18 protein-coding genes are annotated in these 16,326 nt (G+C 61.1%); 6 read left to right on the top strand and 12 right to left on the bottom strand.

The genetic code is table 11. The features are described from left to right. Nucleotides 1-3 precede the first annotated feature (3 nt). Both PO605_RS25235 and PO605_RS25230 read left to right on the top strand, forming a co-directional pair. Nucleotides 4-1,080 carry an acyltransferase family protein gene (locus PO605_RS25235; RefSeq protein WP_047474587.1) on the top strand — a complete coding sequence of 359 codons (1,077 nt, stop codon included), beginning with the start codon at nucleotides 4-6 and terminating at the stop codon, nucleotides 1,078-1,080. A gap of 26 nt (nucleotides 1,081-1,106) precedes the next feature. After that, a complete protein-coding gene (locus tag PO605_RS25230; protein ID WP_017404069.1) occupies nucleotides 1,107-1,667 on the top strand; it encodes a YaeQ family protein in 561 nt (186 codons plus the stop codon). Between the two features lie 29 nt (nucleotides 1,668-1,696). Here PO605_RS25230 and PO605_RS25225 read toward each other — a convergent pair whose 3' ends face one another. The 3 genes from PO605_RS25225 to PO605_RS25215 form a co-directional block, all read right to left on the bottom strand. Next, nucleotides 1,697-2,386 carry a hypothetical protein gene (locus tag PO605_RS25225; RefSeq protein ID WP_043790902.1) on the bottom strand — a complete coding sequence of 230 codons (690 nt, stop codon included), beginning with the start codon at nucleotides 2,384-2,386 and terminating at the stop codon, nucleotides 1,697-1,699. A gap of 140 nt (nucleotides 2,387-2,526) precedes the next feature. Then, on the bottom strand, nucleotides 2,527-2,706 hold the full coding sequence (locus PO605_RS25220) for a hypothetical protein (protein WP_047474567.1): 180 nt from the start codon (nucleotides 2,704-2,706) through the stop codon (nucleotides 2,527-2,529). Nucleotides 2,707-2,763: 57 nt separating this feature from the next. Next, nucleotides 2,764-3,195, bottom strand: coding sequence for a DUF3717 domain-containing protein (locus PO605_RS25215; RefSeq protein ID WP_047474569.1), 432 nt, complete (start codon nucleotides 3,193-3,195; stop codon nucleotides 2,764-2,766). 508 nt (nucleotides 3,196-3,703) lie between these two features. On the opposite strand from PO605_RS25215, the gene PO605_RS25210 reads away from it, so the two are divergent. The 3 genes from PO605_RS25210 to PO605_RS25200 all read left to right on the top strand — a co-directional run bounded on the left by PO605_RS25210 (nucleotide 3,704) and on the right by PO605_RS25200 (nucleotide 5,537). Beyond that, nucleotides 3,704-4,444, top strand: coding sequence for a TerC family protein (locus PO605_RS25210; protein ID WP_016449385.1), 741 nt, complete (start codon nucleotides 3,704-3,706; stop codon nucleotides 4,442-4,444). A 134-nt stretch (nucleotides 4,445-4,578) separates the two neighbouring features. After that, nucleotides 4,579-5,037 carry a hypothetical protein gene (locus PO605_RS25205; RefSeq protein ID WP_047474571.1) on the top strand — a complete coding sequence of 153 codons (459 nt, stop codon included), beginning with the start codon at nucleotides 4,579-4,581 and terminating at the stop codon, nucleotides 5,035-5,037. A 152-nt stretch (nucleotides 5,038-5,189) separates the two neighbouring features. After that, nucleotides 5,190-5,537 (top strand): phage holin family protein, encoded by a 348-nt coding sequence (locus PO605_RS25200; protein ID WP_012202791.1) that lies wholly within the window; start codon nucleotides 5,190-5,192, stop codon nucleotides 5,535-5,537. On the opposite strand, the gene PO605_RS25195 is transcribed toward PO605_RS25200, so the two are convergent. Next, nucleotides 5,511-7,136, bottom strand: coding sequence for a M48 family metalloprotease (locus tag PO605_RS25195; RefSeq protein ID WP_047474573.1), 1,626 nt, complete (start codon nucleotides 7,134-7,136; stop codon nucleotides 5,511-5,513). The genes PO605_RS25200 and PO605_RS25195 overlap by 27 nt on opposite strands. A 156-nt stretch (nucleotides 7,137-7,292) precedes the next feature. Between PO605_RS25195 and moaC the strand changes: the two genes are divergently transcribed. Beyond that, the gene (gene moaC, locus PO605_RS25190) at nucleotides 7,293-7,793 is read left to right on the top strand and encodes a cyclic pyranopterin monophosphate synthase MoaC (RefSeq protein ID WP_034366225.1); all 501 of its coding nucleotides are present in this window, start codon (nucleotides 7,293-7,295) and stop codon (nucleotides 7,791-7,793) included. A gap of 2 nt (nucleotides 7,794-7,795) precedes the next feature. Here the strand turns inward: moaC and PO605_RS25185 are convergent, their stop codons facing one another. The 8 genes from PO605_RS25185 to sucC form a co-directional block, all read right to left on the bottom strand. Continuing rightward, nucleotides 7,796-9,202, bottom strand: coding sequence for a sulfatase-like hydrolase/transferase (locus tag PO605_RS25185; RefSeq protein ID WP_272207049.1), 1,407 nt, complete (start codon nucleotides 9,200-9,202; stop codon nucleotides 7,796-7,798). Nucleotides 9,203-9,214: 12 nt separating this feature from the next. After that, nucleotides 9,215-10,033 (bottom strand): TfpX/TfpZ family type IV pilin accessory protein, encoded by an 819-nt coding sequence (gene tfpZ, locus PO605_RS25180; protein ID WP_272207048.1) that lies wholly within the window; start codon nucleotides 10,031-10,033, stop codon nucleotides 9,215-9,217. Nucleotides 10,034-10,153: 120 nt separating this feature from the next. After that, entirely contained in the window at nucleotides 10,154-10,759 is a 606-nt protein-coding gene (locus PO605_RS25175) for a pilin (RefSeq protein ID WP_034366228.1), read from the bottom strand. 223 nt (nucleotides 10,760-10,982) lie between these two features. Next, entirely contained in the window at nucleotides 10,983-11,696 is a 714-nt protein-coding gene (locus PO605_RS25170; protein ID WP_047474576.1) for an FHA domain-containing protein, read from the bottom strand. Nucleotides 11,697-11,944: 248 nt separating this feature from the next. Continuing rightward, nucleotides 11,945-12,727, bottom strand: coding sequence for a PP2C family protein-serine/threonine phosphatase (locus PO605_RS25165; RefSeq protein ID WP_047474588.1), 783 nt, complete (start codon nucleotides 12,725-12,727; stop codon nucleotides 11,945-11,947). 294 nt (nucleotides 12,728-13,021) lie between these two features. Continuing rightward, a complete protein-coding gene (locus PO605_RS25160; protein ID WP_016449393.1) occupies nucleotides 13,022-13,714 on the bottom strand; it encodes a TerC family protein in 693 nt (230 codons plus the stop codon). A gap of 165 nt (nucleotides 13,715-13,879) precedes the next feature. Further along, a complete protein-coding gene (gene sucD, locus PO605_RS25155) occupies nucleotides 13,880-14,773 on the bottom strand; it encodes a succinate--CoA ligase subunit alpha (protein WP_016449394.1) in 894 nt (297 codons plus the stop codon). Nucleotides 14,774-14,793: 20 nt separating this feature from the next. Further along, nucleotides 14,794-15,954 carry an ADP-forming succinate--CoA ligase subunit beta gene (gene sucC, locus PO605_RS25150; protein ID WP_016449395.1) on the bottom strand — a complete coding sequence of 387 codons (1,161 nt, stop codon included), beginning with the start codon at nucleotides 15,952-15,954 and terminating at the stop codon, nucleotides 14,794-14,796. Between the last annotated feature and the right edge of the window lie 372 nt (nucleotides 15,955-16,326).

The following is a 16,326-nucleotide window of genomic DNA, read 5'->3' as shown; positions in this document are numbered from 1 at the left end:
TTGATGCAGGCCCATGGTGCCGGCACTTCGGCGCGATCCAACAATTTCGACGCGCTGAGACTGCTGGCCGCACTGCTGGTCATCTGGAGCCATCAGTTCGCGGTCATGGGCTTGCCGGTTCCCCAGCTCCTGCACAACGAGCCCGGGGCGCTGGGCGTGGTCATCTTCTTTGCCATCAGTGGCTATCTCGTCACCTTGTCCTGGCTGGCTGACCCGCATCTGGGGCGCTTTGCGGCGCGCCGGGCGCTGCGTATCTGGCCCGGCCTCATCGCAGCCGTCCTGCTCTGCGCTTTCGTGCTCGGGCCCTTGGTCACTACCTTGCCCTTGAAGGCCTATCTCGCGCATCCATTGACGTGGGACTATCTGCGCAACCTGTGGCTGGACACACAGTTTGCGCTGCCGGGCGTATTTGATGGCAACGTGCTGGCTTCATCGGTCAATGGTCCCTTGTGGACCATCCCGCTGGAAGTGGGCTGCTATGCCTTCCTTGCTGCAGCCGGAGCCCTGGGTGTGATGCGCTGGCCCTGGGTTGCTCCCCTGGCATTTCTTGCGCTGCTTTTGGGCATGCAGTGGCACTACAGCCCAGCGCCGGGTGCTGCCATGCCTGCCTGGTCGTTCGGACTGCAATACGGCATGGTGTTCGCGCTGGGCGCGACGCTGGCCTGCTGGCGCCATCTGTGGATAGAGCGCCGCCCGTTGGCGATGACTGCAATGCTGCTGCTGCTTGCCGTCCTCTACTTCAAAGGCCCGGCGATCATTGCGGGCCAGGCACCCTTGCTGGCGCTTGCAGTTTTTTCCGTGGTGGCAGGATCGGCATCCACGCCCCTTCTCAAGCATGCAGGGCATTTCGGCGATTTCTCTTACGGCCTGTACATTTACGCCTTTCCCGTGCAGCAGCTGGTGGTCTGGCATTTCGCGGACCGGCTCGGCTATGGCGCAGCTCTGGCCTGCACCGTGGCCGGCACGGGCCTGCTGGCCGTGCTGTCCTGGCATTTGCTAGAAAAGCAGGCACTGAACTTCAAGCCTGCCCGGCCCGCTTCGGGTGCTCCCAAAATCCCTTCGTCGCATGTGACGGGCTGACCCTCACCTGCCGAACTACCTGTCTCATGGCCCTCAAATCCACCATCTTCAAGGCGAACCTGTCCATCGCCGACATTGACCACGGCTACTACGCCGACCATGCGCTGACCCTGGCTCGCCATCCCAGCGAAACGGACGAACGCATGATGGTGCGCCTTGTGGCCCTGGCCCTCAATGCCCACCAGCTCAGCGACATGTGCAACGGCGACGGCACGCTGGCCTTTGGCGCGGGCCTGTCCGATCCCGAGGATCCCGATGTCTCGCTGACCGACTTCACGGGAGCCAAGCGCCTGTGGATCGAGGTCGGCCAGCCCGAGGAAAAGCCCATCGCCAAGGCATGCAACAAGTCCGATGCCGTAGTGCTCTACGCCTTCCACCATGCGGCGGAAGTCTGGTGGAAAGGCCTGGAAGGCAAGCTGGCACGACTGAACAAGCTGCAGGTCTGGCGGATTCCCTCCGAAACCTCCCAGTCGCTGGCGGAGCTGGCCGAGCGCAGCATGCAACTGCAGGCCACCATCCAGGAAGGCGCATTGACGCTCAGCAGCAATCTGGGCACGGTCTTCATCGAGCCGCTGCGCTGGAAGTAGCCGGGCACTGGCCCAAGCAAGCCACTGTCTCAGTCAGGCAACTGCATCCGGACGGCCTGGGCGAAGGACTCCACCGTCCAGCCCGCGCCCAGCAGCATGCGGCGAGTGGACAGCCGGTCCATGACATCGTCGGGCACATTGCAGCCCAGATGGATCAGCGACTTGCTCTCCGTGATGCCCACATAGCGGCCGTCATAGCTGCGCGCCAGATGGTTCCACAGGCCGTGGGCACCCGGCGACTGGCGTGCGCCGCTGACGAGGCAGGTGCCCGTATCGAGCACGCTGCGGTAGACGGCGCTGGCGATGCCGCGCCGCTGGTAGTCCGGCGCAAAGCGCGAATGGGGCGAGCGCACGCGGCGGTCGGTGCGCTTGTCCACTTCGACCAGGCGATTGAACACCGTGTAGCCGGCCAGGCAGCGCCGCTCCATATCCTCCACGTAGGCAAACCATTCGCCGTCGGCCTCCCGCCAGTGCAGCTGGAACTGCGGATCGTGAAGCGGACGTCGCTCCAGGCCGTGCAGCTTGTTGCCGGGCTGGTACAGGCGCTCATGAATGGCTTCGAGCTCGCCCTCCACCAGCGGCTGCATCACGTCGATGCGCAGTTCGGTGACGTGGTGCGGCCGCAAGCGGGCCGAGGCGCGATGCGCCACGGCATCACGCAGATGGCGCCAGAGGGTGGAAAACGAGGGCCCGGCTGGGGCAAAGGCTAGACAGGTCACGGCAAAGCTCGCTTTGTCGGCAGGCCTTGTGGCCCGGCAGACGCGTGAAAATCCAACCGCCTTCAGTTTCAAGGTGAAGGCGGCGCAAGAAGAGCGGATTCAGTGAAGCGACGCTGCCCGGTTCCGCGCAGGGCAGCGCATCAAGACCGTGCGGCCTGTCTGGGGCCGATGTTCAGCCGCGCTGCATCGCGCTCGCGCAGGCGAGCGGCCGTGGCAGGCCAGGCCTTGCCGGCCGGCACGCGCGTGCTCCCCGCATCACTTGCCGTGAGGCGCATGCAGGGGCGGGCGCGGCGGTGGCTGGAAGCGGCGGTCTGCAGCATGGGGGCTGATGTTAGGCCGCCTGCAACATCGCACTGGTTCGGTGCGATATACGGCAATCAGCTGGGTTTGCGCGATATGTCCGCGCGCTCGGCCGCACGCTCTGCATAACGGGTAAAGCGCCAGGAGTCGCCTTCTGTCGTGATCCTGCGCCATACGGCACGCTTCTGTGGTGGCTCCATGGCGGTCCACATCTGCACTTCGTCGAAGCTGCGGCCACAACCCTTGCATTTCTCGTCGCCCTGGCTGGTGGAGCAGATGGCGATGCAGGGCGTATCGGGGGTCGTGTCGTACCAGGCCAGCCAGGCTGCCATGGCGTGCGAGGGAAAGCCCTCAACCTGCACTTCGGTCTCATGCCAGAAGATCATCAGCGCGTACACCTCGGCCAGGGCCCGTACTTCGGGCTGCAGCAGCACGCCGTCCGGGGACGGGTGGCGCTCTCGCCAGTAGTTGATGGCGGCTTCGATATCGGTGATGTGCAGTGCGGTCATGGACGGGCAAGGGGAAGGGACAGCGATGATAAGGCGCATGCCAGTCCTCGGCCGGGCACTGCTGCAACACTCCATCAGCTTCAGGGTTGCTATGAATAGTGAAGCGTTGGGGGCAGATGTATAAAAGGAGTGCGGGATGTGTTGCTTGTGCTTTCCGTGGAATTGAAGGGTTTTTTCACTTGCGTGCCGCAGCGGCTTTGTGTTGCAATCCGCAGGTTCGAAGGGGAGTAGCTCTCTGCCGGCAGGGGTGGTTGCAAAGCCACCGCGCCGGCATCGGAATGGTCGTCAATACGAAGCGCAAGCTTCCGGCCTTCCGGGCTGCGGTGCATACCGCAGCCGAGCAAGACCTTTGATGGACCTGATGACGGTCGATCAAGGTGTTCTCCCCTGAGCCAGGCATGTCCTTGCCCGGGTAGGCGCTGTGTCGTCGCATCGGTCTTTCTGTGCTGGTGGGTGTTTCTCCAGGAGGGAGGAGTTCCCGCCGGCCGTACTCAACAGCGAGGACCTTATGGACTTGGACTTTCTGACTCACGCCCCGTTCTGGGTGGCCCTGGGCCAAATCATCATCATCGACATCCTGCTGGGCGGGGACAACGCGGTCGTGATCGCGCTGGCCTGCCGCAAGCTGCCGCCCGCGCAGCGCAAGAAGGGCATCATCTGGGGCACGGCTGGCGCCATCATCCTGCGCGTCATCCTGATCGCCTTCGCGATGACGCTGCTGGCGCTGCCCTTCCTGAAGTTTGTCGGCGCACTGCTGCTGGTGTGGATCGGTATCAAGCTGATTGCGCCTGATGAAGATGGCCATGACAACATCCAGGGCAGCGACAAGCTGCTGGCGGCCATCAAGACCATCATCGTCGCCGACCTGGTGATGAGCGTGGACAACGTGATCGCCATCGCCGGCGCCGCACAGAGCTCGGGCGAACACCAGCTGCTGCTGGTCGTGCTGGGTCTGTTGATCTCCATCCCCATCATCGTCTGGGGCTCGCAGCTCGTGATCAAGCTGATGGAGCGCTTCCCCATCATCATCGTGGCCGGCGGCATGCTGCTGGGCTGGATTGCCGGCGGCATGCTGGTCACCGACCCCGTCTTCGCCAATACGGAGAAGTGGGACTGGATGGTCAAGCTGCCCCAGACCGACATGCTCAAGTACGGTGCCAGCGTGTTCGGAGCCCTGCTGGTGCTGGCACTGGGCAAGTACATCGCTTCGCGCCGTCCTGCTCCCAAGGCGGATGCCCACGGAGCTTGATTTCCTGAAAAGTTGAGGTTGGCGCCGGGTTGGCCTGTCTGGCCTCCCGCGCCGATTCGCGACAATCCAGTGCAAGGGCGGCTTTGACCGCCCGCCTGTCCCACCCCGCAAACCCAGTTCGACAAGGACTTGCTTTGAACCCCATCATCGTCTACGTGGATGACGCTTCCTACGCCCTGCCTCTGGTCCAGGCCCTGGCCGCCTCGCCGCAGGCCCAGTCCTCGCACTGGTTGCTGGTGGCCTGCGCACCGCGCATAACCCACCGTGTCAGCAAATGGGTGAGCCACAGCGCACGCGAAAGCTGGCGCGGCAAGTGGGCCGACAAGCTGTTTGCCCAGTTGCTGCCGGTGTTCGGTGACAGTGCAGGCCGAATCACGCCGGTGCTGGCCAAGGGGCCGCTGGCCGAACTGGTGGCCCAGCTCCAGCAGGAGCATGGCGCGGCCCAGATCGTCGATGCGCGCCGCCCCAAGCAGGAATCCACGGCCCCAGCCGTGGCGCCTGCAGCCCCGCTGGGTCGGCGCTGGAATCTTCCGGGAACGCTGGCGGCCATCGGCGCGCTGATGGGCCTGGTGTTCGAGGAAGCGATGGTCTAAAGGCTGGCATCTGCCTGGCTGCTCTGGTCAGGCGATCACTGTCAGGACGGCATCCCAGAAAACGGGATGCCGTTTTTCATGGAGTTCTCCGGTCCACGGTTCCCAGTGCGCCGCCTCAACCCGGATCTGCCGGCTGCTGCTATGCTGCCCGCATGAAAATCCTGATCAAATGGCTGCTCAGCGCCGGTGCCCTGCTGGTCGTGGCCTATCTCTATGGCGGCGTGCAGGTCAACAGCTTCAGTTCGGCCATGATCGCGGCGCTGGTCATCGGCCTGCTCAACGCGGTGCTGCGGCCCATCCTCGTGGTGCTGACGCTGCCCGTGACCATCGTGACGGTCGGGCTGTTTCTCTTCGTGGTCAACGGACTGATGTTCTGGGCAGCCTCGGGCCTGCTCAGCGGCTTTCATGTCGCGGGCTTTTGGGCGGCCATGCTGGGCGCGCTCATCTACTCGCTGCTGGGCCTGGCCATCGAGTCACTTCTCGCGCGCCTGTTCCCTTAGCAGCTCCTCCACGGCACGCAGCCGCGTGTCCACGATGGAGGCTTCAATGAAATCCACCTTGGGCCCGCCCTTGCGGGCCAGTTCCTGCGCTGCCTTGAAGCGATCCACCGCGGCCGCATAGTCGTAGTGCGCGACCTGGGCCTCGGCCTCGGCGCGCAGCGCGCGCAGCTCCTGGCCCTGAGAGCGCTGAACCTGGGCCAGCAATTGCCAGGCGCTGGCATCGCGCGGGTGGTCCGTCACCCAGGTCTGCAGCGGGCCTGCCATGCTGGCGGCGCCCTGCTCGCGCAGCAGGATCTGCGTGCGCATCAGCAATTCCGGCCTGCGCACGGCGCGGTTTTCGATCACATTGACGGTGGCCAGGCTGGGGCCGCTTTCCGTTGTCTTGGCGGGAACGGATTCCGTGGGACTGGCCTGGGCAGGTGCGGCTGCAGGCAGGTAGAGCGGTGGCAACGCCTGCAACGCGGCGCCGGGCTTGCCGGCTGTCAGCTCCAGTTCGGCCTGCAGCAGCTTGGCCTGCCGCAGGGCGCCGGGATCGGCGGCCGTGGCCGCTTGAAGGCGCCCGGACATTTCCCGCGCCTCGGCCCAATCGCGCAATTGCACGGCGCTCAGTGTGGCGGCATACAACTGTGCCACCTGCTGGGTCGGGGTTTGGCTGCCAAAGCTGGTGGAGCGCGGCAGCTCGGCCCACTGGCGCAGCACGTCCACGCCCGGGCGCGACAGCACGCGGGCCCGTGCGGCCATCATCACGTGTTCCAGGGAAGGGGCGGGCGCGGGCGCAACGCCGCGCGGCAGGCGTGAATGCATGTCGGCCATGCGCTCCGTGGTCAGCGGATGGCTGCGCAGATAGGGCCAGCTGCCGTTGTCATTGAGCCTATTGGCCTGCTGCAGCTTGTCGAACATGGTGACAAAGCCCTGCGGCGCAAAGCCCGCAGGCGCCATCAAGCCATAACCCATGCGGTCGGCCTCGCGCTCCATGTCGCGAGAGAAGTTCAGCTGGTTCTGCACGGCCAGCGCCTGGCCGCCCATCATCATCGCCATGGCGGCATCCGGGCTGCGGCTGGCGGCCAGGGCGCCCAGGATCATCGAGCCGATCATCAGCGGCGTCTGCTTGCCCTGCTGGGCAATGAGCCGCGCAATGTGGCGCTGGGTGACGTGGCTCAATTCATGCGCCAGCACCGAAGCCAGTTCGTCGCGCGTGCTGACCACGCCGATCAGTCCCAGGTGCACTCCCAGATAGCCGCCGGGCAGCGCAAAGGCGTTGACCGAGCGGTCCCGCCCCAGCAGGATCTCCCAGGCAAAGCGCTCTTCCAGCTCGTCCGACAGCTCGCCCCGCGTGCGCGCCGCATCGACCAGGTGCTGCCAGATGCCTTCCACATACTCCTGCAGTACCGCATCGTCAATGTAGTCCGGATCGCGGTACAGCGAGCGGATGATGCGGTCACCCAGGCGCCGCTCGTCACTGGTAGTCGTGGCTGCGCCGTCGCCCAGCGTTGGCAGGCGCAACTGGGCCTGTGCGGGGGCATGCGTTGCGATGGTGAGGGACGCGGCCAGCAACTGCAGGCCAACGGCGAAACGTGTCTTCAGGCGTGATGGGCGCATGGGCAGGTAGGAGGCCAGAAGGCCGGGCCCTGCACCTTGATGCCGGGCGGTGGAACACCCCACTATGATGCCTCGGTTCGCCGAACGTTCACGGCAGGACTGACCAGCGTGTCAGGTCTGCCGTAGACCGGCCCGTGCATTTTTTGGAGTTGTGCCATGTCTTCCCTCACCCATTTCGACGCCCAGGGCCAGGCCCACATGGTCGATGTCGGCGCCAAGCCTGCCACCCACCGCATCGCGGTCGCCGAAGGCCGCATCACCATGCAGCCCGCCACCCTGGCCATCATCCAGAGCGGCACCGCCAAGAAGGGCGACGTGCTGGGCATTGCGCGCATCGCCGGCATCATGGCCGCCAAGAAGACCAGTGACCTGATTCCGCTGTGCCATCCGCTGGCGTTGACGCGGGTGGCTGTGGAGTTTGAGCTGTTGGCCGAGGCATCTGCCGTCCGCTGCATGGCCACGGTGGAAACGGTGGGGCCCACGGGCGTGGAGATGGAGGCGCTCACCGCTGTTCAGGTCGCCCTGCTCACGGTCTACGACATGTGCAAGGCGGTGGACAAGGGCATGGTGATGGAGGGGGTGAGGGTCGTGGAGAAGCGAGGGGGCAAGTCAGGAAGTTTGAATGCCGCTCATGCAGTAATCAAGTCAACGATATAAACCTACTGGACGGTGAACTGAAGCATGGGAACCTGATCGGCTTCAAATTGCATGCGGGCTGATTCGCTATTGAAGATGGGGGCATGATCTCCCACGACGACCACCTTGACCCCGTGCATTTTCTTGTCGTTGATCATTTCTGATAATTCTTCAAAGAATTGAGTGTGCAATTGATGGTAGGTGCACAGTTGAGATTCGTATATTTCTCCAAATGCCAGCTTGCAGATGCTCTCGCGGAAATTGCTTACATCTCTCTCATCATAAGGGGTGTGTGAATTAAGTGTCATCCAGTAGACAAATGTCTTCGGTGCTGATGAGAGTTTCTCTTTTGCTATGCTGAAAAGGTACTTGTCACAATATCCAGGGAATGAATAGCATTCTGTCTTTCGGGATATTGGAAGAATTTCCTTGAATATCATTTCGTGAAATCCGACTACTGGATACCATTCCAGTCGTCCATACATGGTGCTGTGGGCGCCGTGCAACGATACCGTTTTGTAGCCTTTGGAGTGAAGCAATGCGGGAAGGCATTCTCCGACTGAATTTTCGTCGCTGGATATGTTCTTGAATTTCAGTTTTGTGGGAATCTTTCCGCACAGCTCGCGAAATTCGCCGAATATGGTGGAGCCTACGGCGTGTATACTTCCAGTTTGAATATGGGATGAGTGAGGGTTGGATGTTATCGCTGTAATCTGTTTTTCCAATATGGAATTGTCTTTTGGTTTTCCCCAGGATTCAGCAATTATGAGAAGTATTTTGTCGGGCAGGGGCCCGGAAAGGGAGAGAGACGCTGCGGAAGGCTGGGTTATCTTGTGATACTCCACATTGTCATTGCTGGTGAGGAAGAACGCCTGCTCGTTCAATGCCTGCAAATTTCCTATGAAATAGGAAGAACTGCCAAAAATGAGGTCACTGCGATCAAGGTATGAGGGATGGGTGAAGTTTCCTTCACGAAATGAAAATGCCCCTTGGAGCAAGGCCAGTAATATACCTGTGGTGAACACACGCTTCCAATTGATTGATTCCAGAAGCTTGATGGATTTGATGAATAGTAGTGCTATTATTCCGGAGCAGACAGCCAATGCTGCCAAGTAGGAAGGCTTGGCCTCAAAGGCAAAGCTTGTAATCGTGCTTATCTGTGAATAGTTGAAAAGGTAAAATACTTTTGTCATTCCCAGGAATATTTCCTGAGAAATAGAAAATATGAAGGCGGCTGATCCGATCCACTTGAAGCCAATCGCCACGAGAAAGAAGGATAGAAATATCTCCGCGCTGATGAAATATCTCTTATAGCCAAAGTGTATGGATATCCATTGAAACAATCCATTCAATGCAATAAATATTGCAAGGAGTAGCCATTTCGGTGCATCAATGGTTTGAATGATATTCTTGAGGTTTTGGAGAATCATGGCTCATGATGGTTAGAATCCATCGACAGGCGCAAAGGATTTTATTTCGGCTGTTCGGGAATCAATGAAGGCAACCCATTCCAGGCTTCGAAAACTGGTCAATGGCAGCCATGCCAGATATTGTTCCGAAAGCCCGCTGTCTCTGATCGCTTGATCAATCAATTGATGTTGGGTGGGATGCTTATTCCTCAGTAATTCCACATTCTTGGCCCTCTCCAGCACCGCTGCCTTGCTCATTTCATAAGGCTGCCACCAATCGGGTCGCATGGATGGATCGATTCCGGCCAAAGATAAATCAAGGCTTTCCAGAAATTCCTGTCCTCCTTGGGGTGTTCTTGTGCCGATGATCCGGGGACCCATCCATGGCAGAACCTGTAATCCACCTTGTCTGGGTTGTAGTTTTTCTGGTGAGATATCTGCTGCAGTGATGACTCGAAAACGATCTGTCTCAAAAACTGTATATACCGGCCTGGCCTGGCTCAAGGTGAAAAGGCCATAGATCAGTGCTGCCAGCTGGAGTATCATGACCAGGCTCAGATCCTGAATAAGTTCGCGTCGAGGCTTGCGAGGATTGAAAACAATGGCAGTGAGTGCTGGGCCGCATATGACATCTACACCAATGATCAGCAAGAAAAGGCTCCTGCCGCCAACCAGCTCGCGGTAGGGGAAAGGAAACCACAGCCAAAATACCAAAAAGGCAATACCTGTTGCAATAGCTGAACTAGCAAGGAGATGCAAGCTTGCTGCACGCAAAGCGCTTTTTACTCTACTGTCCACAATTGTGTGTGATTTAAAATATGTAGAATGCTGGGCCACAGCATTGCGAGGCAAGGAAATCTATTTCCTTGCATCTTCGCGGTTTGTAATTTGTAAAAAATGCAAAAATATCTGTTTTTGATAAAAAAAGGAGCGCAAAGCGCTCCTTTTTATCTATCGAAAAATATTTCGATATCAGCGGCATTCAGCAGGGGAGTACTTTGCCAGAACGCCGATGTCGAGAGGTGTGAAACCACCGCCCAGACGGCGACCAGTGGACAAAGCAGTCGTCGCAGTCTCGCCAACACAAGCCCAGTCAAGAGCACCAGATTTACCCGCAGCCCATGCGGTCGGCAGAGTTACGGCAGCTTCACTTGCAGTGCCTGTGCGCATACGAGGATACAGTTGCAGCAAAACGCGGCTACCCAGGCTGCCGACATTGGCCGCATTGTAGCGAATTGCGATATGTTCAGCTGCAGCACCAGTGGCGGACGAGCCAGCAAGAGCAGAAGTGCCGTTGTCGCTGAAGAACACAGCGTTTACAAACTTGGAATTTGCGCCCGTGCCGCCTGCTTGTGCGTTCCATGTAGCAACAAAACGTTGATAGTCATTCAGGCTGGCAACTCCGTCGGTAGCCAAGCCAGAACGGGCTGGCTGTGCAAGGCCGAGGCCTTCAGTGATACGCGAGCGCACCGTGTAATCCTGATAAGCCGGCAGCGCAACGGCTGCCAAAATGCCGATGATCGCCACGACGATCATCAATTCGATCAAGGTAAAACCTTGCTGGATGGAACGCTTCATGAACTTCTCCTCATAGGGGTTGATTGCATGCTCTGTCGAGCAAGAGCCGTGCCAGCTGTGCTGGAGGGACCGAAGGTCCTTGCAATGTAGGGTTTGGTTGCAACTTACACGGTTGATGCGCATTCTCTGACAAATTGATCCAAGTTGCGTGACATTTTTGTCAAGGATGGTGAGCTTGCTAAAAATGCATTGGCGTAGCTTGTCAGTAGATCAAGCCGGTCCTTCAGGCCACCAGGAACTGCATCTGGGTGCCAGCGAGTTCCAGCGTGTCGCCATGCTGCAGCGGTGCAGCGCGGCGGCCGATTTCCTGGCCGTTGAGCTTGAGGCTGGGGGCGTCGCCTTCCAGCTGGGCCAGCACGAAGCCGTGGTGCTTCTGGGTGATGGAGGCCACGGCCACGCCGGGCTTGCCCAGGGTGGTGACGACCTTGACCAGGGGGACTTCGCGGCCGGCGGCGTTGCCGTTGAGCATGCGGATGGCGGCCTGGCGCGTGGCCAGGCCGGCCATGGAGGGGGGCAGGGTGTGGTCGAAGCCCGAAGGGGTCTCCGAGCTGAACTGCGAAGGCAGGTCCGCTTCGGCCAGCGGGGCGGGGCGGGTGGCCTCGACGGCGGCGGCAATGGCGGCAAGGGCCGAGCGCGAGGAGGCGCTGGCCTGCTGCTGGACGAAGCGGATCTTGTACTTGCCGATGTCCAGCAGGTCGCCGTGGTTCAGGGTCTGGCGCAGTATGGGCTGGCCGTTGACATAGGTGCCATTGGTGCTGCGCAGGTCTTCGATGATGACGGCACCGTCGACGATGCTGAGCACGGCATGCTCCCCGCTGACCGCGAGGTTGTCGATGACGATGTCGTTGTAGGGGCGGCGTCCCAGCGTGGTGCGCTCCTTGATCAGCTGCACTTCCTTGATGACGGCGCCGTCGATGGAGATGACCAGGGTCGGCATGCTCAAAATTCCTTTGTTATGCCCGGCTTGCACTGCACTGGGTGATCCGGAGCTGGGGTCTATCCAACTATTATGTCTGCGGCCCGGGCACGCCGGAGTCCGTCATCGTATTTGATACAGGCTATGGCTTGTCTTTGACCGATTGTTGGGTGTGCAATCATTTTTGACAATTGGAACCTGGGGTTTCTGCGTACGCAAGCGCGTCCATCGGATGGGTTCTGCCGTCGATCCCTGCGCTCTGTCTGGGCTCAATCGATGGCAGCGCAGGCGGCAGAGGGCGGGTTGGCCTGGAGTTCGATGAGCGCTGCGCTGATGTTGTCGTTTCCGCCTGCTTCATTGGCGGCCGTGAGCAGCGAGGTCAGCAGCACGGGCAGCGGGCTGGACTGCTTGAACAGGGCGGCAATGGCGTCGTCATCGAGCATGTCGGTAAGGCCGTCGGAGCACAGCAGGATGCGGTCGCCAGGCTGCAGCGGCCATTCATTGAAGTCGGGTGTGACGTCCTGGGTCACGCCCAGGGCCTGGGTGAGCAGGTGGCCCAGGCCGGACTGCCGGGCTTCGTGGTCCTGGATGCGGCCTGCATCGATTTCTTCCTGGAGCCAGGTGTGGTCCCGGGTCAGGCGCAGCAGTTGGCCATCGCGCCATCCATAGGCCCGCGAGTCGCCGAGGTGGGCCAGCATCAGCAGGCCGGGCAGCAAAGCGGCTGCGATGACGGTGGTGCCCATGCCGCGGCAGCCGGGTGTTTCCTGGGCGGCGGTGAGGATGGCGGCGTTGGCCAGGTTCAGGGCATTGGCAAGTGACTGCTGCAATTCCTGGCGGGCCTGCGGCGTGTTGGCCACGGGCGCCTCGGTGGTGGTGCTTTGCAGCGCCACGGATACCAGGCTGATAGCCATGGCGCTGGCGACTTCGCCGGCGTTGTAGCCGCCCATGCCATCGGCCAGCACGGCAATGGGCCAGGGCTGGGCGCTGGGGTGGATGGTGACGGCGTCCTCGTTGTTGTCACGGCGCCGGCCCACATCGGTGCGTGCAACCATGGCGCAGTACTGGGCAGGAGCTTGCTGCCGGGTGGGTTGGTCCGGGATTTTGGGGGCGCTGGGCATGGTGGCAAAGGACGGATTCGGCGGTGGTGCCATCAGTCCCTGGTGTGCAGATGCAATGGTGAAGACCGGTGCACAGCGTAAATGAAAACAGTGCGCGCAAGTGCCCGGAATGCGCGGGCGCAACGGCTCGTCAGCTTGACGCCACATCAAGATGGGTCCTCACAAAGCAAAAACGCACTGCCGGGGCAGTGCGTTCGTGATGCGGCGACGGTGCTGCCTGCGGCAGCGTCAGGCCTGGGCTGCGTGCTTTGCGCCGGAGCGAGCCTGCAGGAACTTGCCAATGCCCACGACCAGCACGGCGCCGGCTGCGGCCGCCACATAGTGCAGCCAGGGGTGGCTGATGGCGTAGCCGTGCAGCAGGCGGTCGTTGACGATGGTTTCTCCGCCGACCCAGCCGATCAGGGCGGCGCCCAGCGTGATGATGACGGGGAAGCGCTCCATGAGCTTGATCATCAGCGTGGAGCCGAAGATCACCAGCGGGATGCTGATGGCCAGGCCCAGGATCAGCAGGACCATGTTGCCCTGCGCAGTGGCGGCCACGGCGATCACGTTGTCCAGGCTCATCACCAGGTCGGCGATCAGGATGGTGCGGATGGCGACCATCATGCTGCCATGGCCCTTGGATTCGCCTTCATCATCTTCTTCGCCGGTCAGCAGCTGCAGGCCGATCCACAGCAGCAGGCAGCCGCCCACGATCTGCAGGAACGACAGCTCCAGCAGCTTTGCCGCGACCACGGTCAGGATGATCCGCAGCACCACGGCGGCGCCGGAGCCGAACATGACGGCTTTCTTTTGCTGTGCGGGAGGCAGCGAGCGTGCTGCGAGGGCGATGACGACGGCGTTGTCGCCAGACAGGATGATGTTGATCCAGACGATCTTCAACAGGCCGATCCAGAAATCGGCGCTTTGCAGGTATTCCATGGTTTCTCCGCTGTTATGAGTTGAAAAGCGCCAGGGCAGTAGCCTCTGGCGCTTTTTCTTTTTTGGAGTCGTCAGTGTAGGGCGGACTTGCCGCCTTACCGATTCGTAATTCTGCGTAATTTCTTCCTGGGGCGAACCCTGGATGTCACGCAGAACCGGTGCCGCTTAGATCAGGCCCTTGAGCAGGCGGCCCATTTCGGAGGGATTGCGGGTGATGACGAAACCGCACTCTTCCATGATGGCCAGCTTGGCGTCGGCCGTGTCGGCGCCGCCGGAGATCAGCGCGCCGGCGTGGCCCATGCGCTTGCCGGGAGGGGCGGTGACACCAGCGATGAAGCCGACGATGGGCTTTTTCATGTTGTCCTTGCACCAGCGGGCAGCTTCGGCTTCGTCGGGACCGCCGATTTCGCCGATCATGATGACGGCGTCGGTGTCGGGATCGTCGTTGAAGGCCTTCATCACGTCGATGTGCTTGAGGCCGTTGATCGGGTCACCGCCGATGCCCACGGCCGACGACTGGCCAATGCCCAGTTCGGTCAGCTGAGCCACGGCTTCGTAGGTCAGCGTGCCGGAGCGGCTGACCACGCCGACGCGGCCCTTCTTGTGGATGTGGCCGGGCATGATGCCGATCTTGATCTCGTCGGGCGTGATCAGGCCGGGGCAGTTGGGGCCCAGCAGCAGGGTGCGCTTGCCGCCTGCAGCTTCCTTGGCGCGCATCTTGTTGCGCACTTCCAGCATGTCACGGACGGGGATGCCTTCGGTGATGCAGATGGCCAGGTCCAGGTCGGCTTCCACGGCTTCCCAGATCGCGGCGGCAGCGCCTGCGGGGGGAACGTAGATCACGGAGACCGTGGCGCCCGTGCCTTGTGCGGCTTCCTTGACGGAGGCGTAGATTGGCACGTCGAAGATCTTTTCGCCGGCCTTCTTGGGGTTCACACCGGCCACGAAGCAGTTCTTGCCGTTCGCGTACTCGATGCATTTTTCCGTGTGGAACTGGCCCGTCTTGCCCGTGATGCCTTGGGTGATGACCTTGGTGTCTTTATTGATGTAGATAGACATGGTGTGTTCTCCGGGCCTGCTTACTTGACGGCTTCGACGATCTTCGTGGCCGCTTCGGCCATGGTGTCGGCGCTGATGATGGGCAGGCCGGACTCGGCCAGCATCTTCTTGCCCAGTTCTTCGTTCGTGCCCTTCATGCGCACGACCAGGGGCACTTGCAGGTTCACGGCCTTGCAGGCAGTGATCACGCCGGTGGCGATGGTGTCGCACTTCATGATGCCGCCGAAGATGTTGACCAGAATGCCTTCGACCTTGGGGTTCTTCAGCATGATCTTGAAGGCTTCGGTGACCTTCTCGGGGGTGGCGCCGCCGCCCACGTCCAGGAAGTTGGCCGGCTCGCCGCCGAACAGCTTGATGGTGTCCATGGTGGCCATGGCCAGGCCGGCACCGTTGACCAGGCAGCCGATGTTGCCGTCCAGCGAGATGTAGGCCAGATCGAACTTGGAGGCTTCGACTTCGGCGGGATCTTCTTCGTCCAGGTCGCGCAGTGCCACGATTTCGGGCAGGCGGAACAGGGCGTTGGCGTCGAAGTTGAACTTGGCGTCCAGGGCAATGACATTGCCCTTGCTGTCACGGTTCAGGGGGTTGATCTCGACCAGCGAGGCATCCGTGTCCATGTAGCACTTGTAGAGCTTCTGGCAGATGTCGATGAACTGGGCAGTGGAGTCGGCAGGCATGCCGATGCCCTTGGCCAGCTCTTCGCCCTGGGCCTGGGTCAGACCGACCAGGGGATCGACGAAGATGGTGATGATCTTCTCGGGCGTGGAGTGGGCCACTTCCTCGATGTCCATGCCGCCTTCGCTCGAAGCGATGAAGGCCACCTTCTGCGTGGCGCGGTCGGTCACGCACGACAGGTAGTATTCCTTCTGGATGTCGGCGCCGTCTTCGATGTACAGGCGGCGGACCTTCTGGCCTTCGGGGCCGGTCTGGTGCGTTACCAGCTGCATGCCCAGGATCTGGCCAGCCAGTGCCTTGACGTCGTCGATGCTCTTGGCAACCTTCACGCCGCCGCCCTTGCCGCGACCACCAGCGTGGATCTGGGCCTTCACGACCCACACGGGGCCGCCGAGCTTCTGGGCGGCCTCGACGGCCTCTTGCACTGTGAACGCAGGGATACCGCGAGGTACAGGCACACCAAACTGACGCAAGATGTCCTTGCCTTGGTATTCATGAATCTTCATGATGTCTCTCTCAAACAAATAGGGGGGGATTGACCCGGTAGCCCTGGGGTGCTGCCTCAAGGCGGAGTGACCTGGCAATCGCCGAATGTACCATGCTGCACTGCGCCATCCGACACGCCCCCATGCGCAGAATCCACAATTTCCTGCGGGCCAAGCAGCATGCCAGGAACTGTGCAATGCATTGATATGTCAGGGAAAAGACGGTTTCCCGACATTTCCTCCAGACGCCACAGCTCTTTTGTCTTATAGAGGATCTGCAGGCGGCCCTGCCCGCCGTTTGTAACAGGCGCATGTCAGCGGCCCTGGATCGCCGCTGCCAACCGTTTTGCGACAACGGGCGCAGGGGGACCCGGTTTCGGTGAGAATCCGCAG

The sequence above is a fragment of the Delftia sp. DT-2 genome, from assembly GCF_028401915.1.
Classification (GTDB): domain Bacteria; phylum Pseudomonadota; class Gammaproteobacteria; order Burkholderiales; family Burkholderiaceae_C; genus Comamonas; species Comamonas tsuruhatensis.
The sequence above is the reverse complement of the archived record's forward strand: the minus strand, read 5'-3'. Positions and strand labels throughout refer to the sequence as shown.

Bases quoted from the DNA above. Each gene is read 5' to 3' on its own strand.
- PO605_RS25235 (WP_047474587.1), top strand. From the start codon at position 4: ATGCAGGCCCATGGTGCCGGCACTTCGGCGCGATCCAACAATTTCGAC.
- PO605_RS25220 (WP_047474567.1), bottom strand. From the start codon at position 2,706: ATGCTGCAGACCGCCGCTTCCAGCCACCGCCGCGCCCGCCCCTGCATG.
- moaC (WP_034366225.1), top strand. From the start codon at position 7,293: ATGTCTTCCCTCACCCATTTCGACGCCCAGGGCCAGGCCCACATGGTC.
- sucD (WP_016449394.1), bottom strand. From the start codon at position 14,773: ATGTCTATCTACATCAATAAAGACACCAAGGTCATCACCCAAGGCATC.
- PO605_RS25195 (WP_047474573.1), bottom strand. From the start codon at position 7,136: ATGCGCCCATCACGCCTGAAGACACGTTTCGCCGTTGGCCTGCAGTTG.
- PO605_RS25185 (WP_272207049.1), bottom strand. From the start codon at position 9,202: ATGATTCTCCAAAACCTCAAGAATATCATTCAAACCATTGATGCACCG.
- PO605_RS25215 (WP_047474569.1), bottom strand. From the start codon at position 3,195: ATGACCGCACTGCACATCACCGATATCGAAGCCGCCATCAACTACTGG.
- PO605_RS25200 (WP_012202791.1), top strand. From the start codon at position 5,190: ATGAAAATCCTGATCAAATGGCTGCTCAGCGCCGGTGCCCTGCTGGTC.
- PO605_RS25160 (WP_016449393.1), bottom strand. From the start codon at position 13,714: ATGGAATACCTGCAAAGCGCCGATTTCTGGATCGGCCTGTTGAAGATC.
- PO605_RS25175 (WP_034366228.1), bottom strand. From the start codon at position 10,759: ATGAAGCGTTCCATCCAGCAAGGTTTTACCTTGATCGAATTGATGATC.
- PO605_RS25230 (WP_017404069.1), top strand. From the start codon at position 1,107: ATGGCCCTCAAATCCACCATCTTCAAGGCGAACCTGTCCATCGCCGAC.
- PO605_RS25170 (WP_047474576.1), bottom strand. From the start codon at position 11,696: ATGCCGACCCTGGTCATCTCCATCGACGGCGCCGTCATCAAGGAAGTG.
- PO605_RS25165 (WP_047474588.1), bottom strand. From the start codon at position 12,727: ATGGTTGCACGCACCGATGTGGGCCGGCGCCGTGACAACAACGAGGAC.
- PO605_RS25210 (WP_016449385.1), top strand. From the start codon at position 3,704: ATGGACTTGGACTTTCTGACTCACGCCCCGTTCTGGGTGGCCCTGGGC.
- sucC (WP_016449395.1), bottom strand. From the start codon at position 15,954: ATGAAGATTCATGAATACCAAGGCAAGGACATCTTGCGTCAGTTTGGT.